Source organism: Neorhizobium huautlense, assembly GCF_002968575.1.
Lineage (GTDB): Bacteria > Pseudomonadota > Alphaproteobacteria > Rhizobiales > Rhizobiaceae > Neorhizobium > Neorhizobium huautlense.
Genome location: NZ_PVBM01000037.1, coordinates 23642 through 30282, shown reverse-complemented (window position 1 = coordinate 30282; position 6641 = coordinate 23642). Strand labels below are relative to the sequence as shown.

General features: G+C 59.6%; 5 protein-coding genes. 1 reads left to right on the top strand and 4 read right to left on the bottom strand.

All coding sequences use genetic code 11. From position 1 onward, the window contains the following. Positions 1 to 423: 423 nt before the first annotated feature. The 4 genes from C5L12_RS25420 to C5L12_RS25405 form a co-directional block, all read right to left on the bottom strand. Positions 424 to 1977 carry a methyltransferase regulatory domain-containing protein gene (locus tag C5L12_RS25420; RefSeq protein WP_105374838.1) on the bottom strand — a complete coding sequence of 518 codons (1554 nt, stop codon included), beginning with the start codon at positions 1975 to 1977 and terminating at the stop codon, positions 424 to 426. A 117-nt stretch (positions 1978 to 2094) separates the two neighbouring features. Next, on the bottom strand, positions 2095 to 3009 hold the full coding sequence (locus C5L12_RS25415; protein ID WP_105374837.1) for an SDR family oxidoreductase: 915 nt from the start codon (positions 3007 to 3009) through the stop codon (positions 2095 to 2097). A gap of 326 nt (positions 3010 to 3335) precedes the next feature. Beyond that, positions 3336 to 3806 (bottom strand): DUF2147 domain-containing protein, encoded by a 471-nt coding sequence (locus tag C5L12_RS25410; protein WP_205839383.1) that lies wholly within the window; start codon positions 3804 to 3806, stop codon positions 3336 to 3338. Between the two features lie 410 nt (positions 3807 to 4216). Continuing rightward, on the bottom strand, positions 4217 to 5140 hold the full coding sequence (locus tag C5L12_RS25405; protein WP_205839382.1) for an AraC family transcriptional regulator: 924 nt from the start codon (positions 5138 to 5140) through the stop codon (positions 4217 to 4219). Between the two features lie 164 nt (positions 5141 to 5304). Between C5L12_RS25405 and C5L12_RS25400 the strand changes: the two genes are divergently transcribed. Continuing rightward, positions 5305 to 6639 carry an MFS transporter gene (locus C5L12_RS25400; protein ID WP_105374836.1) on the top strand — a complete coding sequence of 445 codons (1335 nt, stop codon included), beginning with the start codon at positions 5305 to 5307 and terminating at the stop codon, positions 6637 to 6639. Positions 6640 to 6641 lie beyond the last annotated feature (2 nt).

Below are 6641 nucleotides of genomic sequence, written 5' to 3'. Positions count from 1 at the left end.
ATATAAGGGGGCTGTGTTTCAGGCTGTGCCGGAGACACGTCGAGTGCCCGAATTTTGGTCGTGGCAATCATTGCTATTTCCTATCACCATTGACGTCTGGGCTCTACCGGCCGAGACACGAACTGTTTGGTGCTTCGATCGGTATCGAACGACGCGGCGTTACGAAGCGTAAACAGCAAGTGCACAACGGTGCCTTGGTCTTAGAAGAATTCGAACCAAGTTTTCCAACCCAGGATGAAAAATAAACGAAGTTTGGCAGCGCAATCGCCAGAACTTTCTCGGTTGCCTTGAACTCAGCCCCGTCTTCTCCATGCGACGTCTGGGTGACGAGGAATAGGATATGGGGGGCTCACAACAAACGATACCTGAGATTGGTTGAGCGTCATGTCTCGCGATTGGCAGCGGATGTCCCATCGGGAGCTATCATCCCTTAGTGTCATCAATGATCTGCAAGGCTTGCAGAAGCGGTCGTCCAAACTTCAGGAATTTGTTCGCTAAAATTCTGATTTCCTCTAGATTCTCATCCTTGGATTCGATCCTTTTGCCGTCTCTCACAAGGCGTTCGCCGATGCTGTCCAGGAAATCCCACACATAGCCGGTCAAGGCCGCGGCGCCGACTTTACCCTCGCTGGCGGCGAGGACGAGCAGCTGCGTCATGTGGGTGAGCCCGATCCCGCCTCCGGTCACGGGCGATACCATGTGGTGCAGATCCATGCTGACAAGCGCCCGCTGCAAGATGTACCGGTTCAGCGCCCTGCATTGCTCCTTCACTCTCTCCGAAGGTATTTGCGCCGGGGCCACAAATCCGGCGCCGGTGAGTACAGTCAGGTAATCTACGACATCCTGAGTCGTGAGATTTCGCAGCTTGTTATGTTTGAAAAGTTCCTCGACGCGTTTTGGCCTGTAGCCCTCCTCGGCCAGGACCTCGAGGATCAAGTCGTATTTGCCGGAGGGCAGTGCCACCTCGCCCCTGGCACACGCGATCTTTTTCGGGACATCAATTTCTGGGATCACCAGCACGAATGCCAACGCGTGCCAGACATCGCGATGTTCCCGACTTGGAAGTAGCCTTGCCCCCTTGACGAAGATATCGGTCCGGAAGCGCCTGTTCACCAGATAGTCGCGGACCGTCTCGCGCATGATCGGATGACGGATCTGCGAAACGAACTTGATCCCTTCCTCATGGAGCTGAAAGGCATCTATGCCATCGAGCAGCCGCGCAGAGCCGACATATGTGAGCTTGGCGTCGTCCAGACTCCGGATCATGTCCGAAAAGTGCTCAAGATGCCAATCCGCGTTCATATATTCGTGGCCGAGATAGTTGCGCCCCTGTTTCGTCAATTGCTCCACATGATGCCTGGCGAAAGGGTTGTCCCGAAAATAGAACGATCCGGCCTTTGCGATCTCTTCCGCGAACTGCACCGCGCCTTCGATCATCTCCATCGGTCTCGACATCCTGCCGCCGCCATAGTCCTGATAGAGAGACATCAGCTGGCGGATCGGCACGACCGGAGCCCAGCCGGGCAGGCAGTTATAGCTTATATAGGCGATCCCTCCGGGACGGAGTTTGCGCCTGATGATGTCGGTTACGGTCTTGCGGTTCTTTTCCGATACCCAGCTCCAGATCCCGTGTAGCGCTATGACATCGAAGTCGGGAAGGCCCTTCCGGTTGGCAAACTCCTCGAAAGAGTCGTCGAACAGATGAATGTCCGCTCTTGAGGCATCGGCCAGTTTGCAGGCCTCCACGACTTGCGCCGGATTGAAGTCGGTACCCCAGTAGGAACCGGAAGACGCCGCGGCGAGCATGTTGATCGTGACACCCTGCCCGAAGCCAAGCTCGAGATAGGAAGGTGCATCGGGAATCTGCGGCTCGATCGCGTTGCATAGGCATGCCAGGCGCAATAGGGCCGGGTTCATTTCCGGATAATATCCATGGGTGTAGTTGAGGTCGGTGAAGTAGCCGTACGACCATGCCATCAGCAAATCTCCAGGACACGTTCAAGGCTCGCGCCCGCCGTCCTTCGTTGTTGGTTTAGAAAGGAAGCAACCGACCAGGGATACGGCACGGGACAAGCCTTGAGCACGCACGGCGGTTTAAGCGAATGTCGCGCCGGTCAGCGCCAGGGATATATCCCAGAGGCGCGCCGCCGCGACGGTATCCAGCGCCTGTTTCGGAGGCGTCTCCTTGACCGGATAACCGCGGGTGCCACCCAGCCTGTCGGGTCCGTAGTACGCTCCGTCACGCGCCGCCGGGTCGGTCGCCGCATAGAGCGTCGGCAAAGCGCCCTGGCAGGCGGGCTGGAACAGGAACGGCATGAAACGGCGCAGCATTCCGGGCAGGCTCCACCGCCCCGAACCGTTCACGATCAGGTCGGTGCGTGTGAGGCCCGGATGGGCCGCCAGGCTTTCAACGCCCCACCCAGCCGCCTTGCTGCGCCGGCTCATCTCGAAGGCGAACATGATGCAGGCGAGCTTGGACTGGCTGTAGACCTGCATCGGCTTGTAGCTGCGCTCGGCCTGCAGGTCGTCGAAGTCGATCGCGCCGCCACGCGCCGCCACGCTGCTGAGCGTCACCACGCGCGGATTGAGGCCTTTTTTCAGGAGCGGCAGCAGATAGGCGGTAAGAGCGAAATGACCGAGATAGTTCGTGCCGAACTGCAGCTCGAAACCGTCCTTCGTTTCGCGCCGCACCGGCGGTCTCATGACTCCGGCATTGTTGATCAGAAGATCGAGGCTGTCCTGCTCCTGAGCGAGCTTCGCCGCGAAGCCGGCGATTGAAGCCAGGTCGGCGAGATCCACCTGGCCGAACCGCACCATAGCGCCAGGGACGGCTTGCCTGATACTGGCCACGGCCTTGACACCCTTCTGAGGATTGCGGCCTGCGATCACGACATCGGCGCCGGCGCGGGCCAGAGCCAGCGCGTCTTCGTAACCCAGCCCGCCGGTGCCGGTCACGACCACCGAAACGCCGTGCTGCGAAGGAATGTTACTGGTCGTCCACTTCGTCATCAGTGATCCTCATCTCGGCAGTGCAAGATCGAGCCAGGTGTGGCTCGACGCGCTACGTTCATCTTCGTCACCAGCATGCCCATACCGTCTTAGATCTCCATGCCCAAAGGCGCGAAAAACCTGCCTGATCCTACAATCTCGACTGCCAAGCAAGCATTGGTTGCGATCCCTCAGTTCGACGTCCCAAAAGCTTTCGGGTCGCTCCAACGCACCGCGGCCTAGGAAAGTCGCCGGCGGACTGGCGTATTCCCGCCCCATACTCGCTTATCGGGATGCTGGGCCGCCTTTGTTCGTCGCGATGTTTGTTGAAGTTGCAGCAGGGCGCTTCACCGGGCGCGGTGCAGCACTATGGTCCGGCCGAGCGCGGGTGTCCCCATGTAGACGCGGACCTCCATTTTCTCGCCGAGCAGGGCTGCGCGGGCGTTTGCGGAGCGGCCGTTGGCTCCGCTGTACCAGCTTCCATCTTCCCAACGCAGATCACGGGGGTCCCATTTGAGGTCGGTCAGAAAAACAATACCCTCGAGCGAACGACCCCGGAGGTTCGGATCGGGATTTTTGGTATCCTTCTTGAATGTTTTGCCATCCGCCTCCATCAGGAGTTTTCCGTAGAGCATGCGAGCCGAATAGCTCCCGCCCGCTTCGAACATCTCTATCTTGAGGATGCCGTCCTCCGCCTCCCAGACACCGACGATCTGGTCTGGCGACGACGCCTGTGCCAAAGCATGGCCGACCGAGAGACTGGTCAATCCTGCAGCGAGTGCGGCGGCGAGCAGCGGCCTCTTTGCCGATTTCAACATATAGGTTCCTTTCCGATATTTGGGGCGTGCGATAGCGACAGAAGCCATGCCGTCAGGGATACTTGGCGGCCCGATGATCAGCCTCAACTCGGCGCGGCGCGCGAGGCTGAACCGATCCGGACCATTTCCGAGGCAATGCACTGCGAACTTAGCGGTCAGCCACGCGGGGACGAATGCCGATTTCCGTGAATTTCTTGCCTGATCCTCTATCCGCACTGTGCGAACTGACCCAGGCATTCCTGCTTCAGTTTTTGCCGTGATAGGTCACGCGACAGATGCCCGGCCCTCCGGAAGCAAAGCATCCGCCCGACGAGCTTCGGCTGAGAACCTTCTATTGCGGTAGCGGAGGAGCATCTCAGGGATCGCTTCGCGCCGCGGCGGCACGGGTGACCTTTTCCATAGATCCGCGCTTAGGCGCGGCGTGCCTTGCGGCTTGCGTACTGGCTATACATACGCTGGTGGTTCAACGCGTCCTGCTTTGGCGCAACGCCGAACATTCGCGAGTATTCGCGGCTGAACTGCGACGGGCTTTCGTAGCCGACCTTGTAGGCCGCTTCCTCGACGCTTGCAGCTTCCGCGACCATTAGGCGTCGCGACTCAAGAAGGCGCAGCTGCTTCTGGAACTGAAGTGGCGTCACCGAGGTGAGCTGCTTGAAATGCTGATGAAACGATGACGGGCTCATGTGCGCCACCTCCGCCATCTGTTCCACACGCAGCGTCTGGGTGAAATTGGCGCGCAGGAAATAGATCGCCTTTGCAATCCGCATGAAATTCGATTCCGGCACGGCCAGGCTGCAGAGTTCCGCGCCGTGCGGGCCGGTCAAAAGCCAATAGCAGATCTCCCGCATGACGGACGGGTAGAGGATCGGGATTGCCTTCGGCGTCTGAGACATCCGGATCAGGCGCAGCACACATTCAGCCAGAGATTCATCGACCTTTCCGACGAACACCGATGGACCGGGCATGGCAGGCGGAGCGGGTGGCATCTCCAACTGCTCCAGCACCTCGCGCAGCATGTTCACGTCGAGATCAATGGTAAGGCCGATATAGGGCGTCTGCTCACTCGCCTCGATCACCCGCCCGCTGGCCGGCATTTCCATGCTGACGACAAGGCACTCCATCGCCCCATAACGAAGTGTCTCCTCGCCGAACAGAATTTCCTTTGCGCCCTGTGCCACGACGCAGAGCGACGGACGATAGATCTGCCGCAGTGGCATCCGCTGCTGGTAGGACCGGATGATGTTGACGCTCTCGATATGCGTCGGAAACAGGCCCTCACCGCCGCCCTGGCTTTCGATGTAGCTGGTAATTCCACCAAGAAGCGATGACGACACGCGAACCTCCGTTTGGTTTCGAGGCCAGCGCAGAACTCGCCCTTCCGTCGGCAGGGTATCGCCGCTTGTAGGAATAGGCAAATTTATTGAGGTATTCGGCATTTTGGTCATGGGAGACTTCCTCTAGCTTGATGACGTCACTCACAGCCAGGGAAGCACACAACATGACAGGAACGGCTGCGCCGTCAATAGATAAGAAAGCTGATCTTCCCAATAAATCGAAAATAAATATTGATGAATATTTCGATGGTCGAAGCGTAACGGTACTGCTTATTACGTTGTTTCTTGTTAGCGCCATTTCCCAGGTCGACCGGATGCTTCCCTTCGTCTTGGCCGAGTCCATCAAGGAAGATCTCGATCTGAGCGACACCGAGATTGGCTTACTCACCGGCATTGCATTCGCGGTCTGCTACACGCTGCTGTCGATGCCCCTCGCCCGCGCCGCCGATCGTGGTTCGCCCCGTTCCGTCCTCATTTTATGCTTCTTGCTCTGGAGCGCGATGACAGTGCTCGGCGGCCTCGCCATGAGCTTCCTGTTCCTGGCTTTCACGCGCTTCGGTGTCGCGTTCGGCGAGGCCGGCGGAACGCCCGCCAGCCATGCGATCATCGCCCGGAAGGTACCGCCCGAGCGCCGCGGCCTGGCTCTTGGCATTTTCTCCATGGGCATCCCGCTCGGCACTATGATGGGCTTTGCCGTCGGCGGCGCGATCGGCGATACGCTGGGATGGCGTGCAGCGCTGGTGGGCGCTGGCGTTCTCGGCATGTTCATCGCCCTGCTGGCGCTCGCCGTCATACGCTCTACCCCGCCGCTCAAGCGTTCGGCCACCGATAGCAAGCCGTTCCTGAAGGCGAGCCTGCAACTGCTTTCGTCCCCGTCATTTCGTTGGCTGTTCATCAGCTCTGTCGCACTCGGCTTCGCCGCAGCGCCATTCTATGCTTTTGCAGTTCCCTTCCTGATCCGCACCCATGACTACAGCGCCAGCGAGGCTGGACTTGCGTTCGGATTGCTGCAAGGCCTGATGGGGATTTGCGGAACGCTGGCAGGCGGGCGCCTGTTTGACCGCGCGGTACGCTCCGGAACCGGTCGGGTCCTCGGGCCGCCAGCCATCCTCTTGATGATCGCAAGCCTTACGACGACCGCCGCGCTGTTTACCCCGACCGGGTGGCTTTCCATCCTCCTTTTCGTCCCCGGCATGTTGTCCTTCGCATTTCTGCTGCCCTGGTGCTTCGGCGCCGCCCACCTGGTGGCAGGCAAGGGCAGGGAGGCGATGGCGACGAGCCTCGCGATGATTGGCTCCGGTCTTTTCGGTCCTGCGCTCGGACCTCTCATTGTCGGCATGATCAGCGACGCGGCGACAACGGCGCGGGTGCCGAACGGCATTGGACTGGGCCTGCTCATCGTCCCGGTTGCAGGCATCCTGACCGGCATCGCCATGCTGATCGCAAATCAACGCATCGCTGCCTTGCTGGGACGGCAATCAACCCTGGTGGAGGTCTGAGG

Excerpts from the sequence above, each read along its gene's own strand:
- C5L12_RS25420 (WP_105374838.1), bottom strand. The coding sequence starts at position 1,977 with ATGGCATGGTCGTACGGCTACTTCACCGACCTCAACTACACCCATGGA.
- C5L12_RS25415 (WP_105374837.1), bottom strand. The coding sequence starts at position 3,009 with ATGACGAAGTGGACGACCAGTAACATTCCTTCGCAGCACGGCGTTTCG.
- C5L12_RS25410 (WP_205839383.1), bottom strand. The coding sequence starts at position 3,806 with ATGTTGAAATCGGCAAAGAGGCCGCTGCTCGCCGCCGCACTCGCTGCA.
- C5L12_RS25400 (WP_105374836.1), top strand. The coding sequence starts at position 5,305 with ATGACAGGAACGGCTGCGCCGTCAATAGATAAGAAAGCTGATCTTCCC.